This is a genomic window from Alexandriicola marinus (genome assembly GCF_004000435.1).
In the GTDB taxonomy this organism is placed as follows: domain Bacteria; phylum Pseudomonadota; class Alphaproteobacteria; order Rhodobacterales; family Rhodobacteraceae; genus Alexandriicola; species Alexandriicola marinus.
The window spans coordinates 1-410 of record NZ_RBVZ01000074.1 but is presented as its reverse complement, the minus strand read 5'-3'; the positions used below and the strand labels follow the sequence as shown (position 1 = coordinate 410).

The window sequence follows — 410 nt, the reverse complement described above, 5'->3', positions numbered from 1 at the left end:
GGTCTATCCGGATGATCCCGGTTCCGACGAACACGAAGGTCTGGCTGGCGGCAGGCGTGACGGACATGCGGCGCGGGTTCACCACGCTCGCGGCCCAGGCGGAGACGGTGCTGAAGCAGGACCCGTTCGCCGGGCACATGTTCGTCTTCCGCGGTCGACGCGGTGATCTGATCAAGATCATCTGGTGGGATGGCCAGGGTGCATGCCTGTTCAGCAAGCGTCTGGAGAAGGGCCGGTTCGTGTGGCCGTCGGTGAAGGAGGGCAAGATCGCGCTGACGCCAGCGCAGCTGGCGATGCTGCTGGAAGGGATCGACTGGCGTCTGCCACAACGAAGCTGGACGCCTCTCAAGGCGGGATAAATCGGTCTCGGTGGCGGGTTCGGGATTCCTGTCTCACTCCTGTTTTGCTAT

Annotated in this window: 1 protein-coding gene; it reads left to right on the top strand. The window is 63.4% G+C overall.

The genetic code is table 11. From position 1 onward, the window contains the following. The first annotated feature begins 11 nt into the window (after window positions 1-11). Window positions 12-359, top strand: coding sequence for an IS66 family insertion sequence element accessory protein TnpB (gene tnpB / locus EP376_RS22745; RefSeq protein ID WP_127657732.1), 348 nt, complete (start codon window positions 12-14; stop codon window positions 357-359). The last annotated feature ends 51 nt before the right edge of the window (window positions 360-410 follow it).

Excerpts from the sequence above, each read along its gene's own strand:
- tnpB (WP_127657732.1), top strand. The coding sequence starts at position 12 with ATGATCCCGGTTCCGACGAACACGAAGGTCTGGCTGGCGGCAGGCGTG.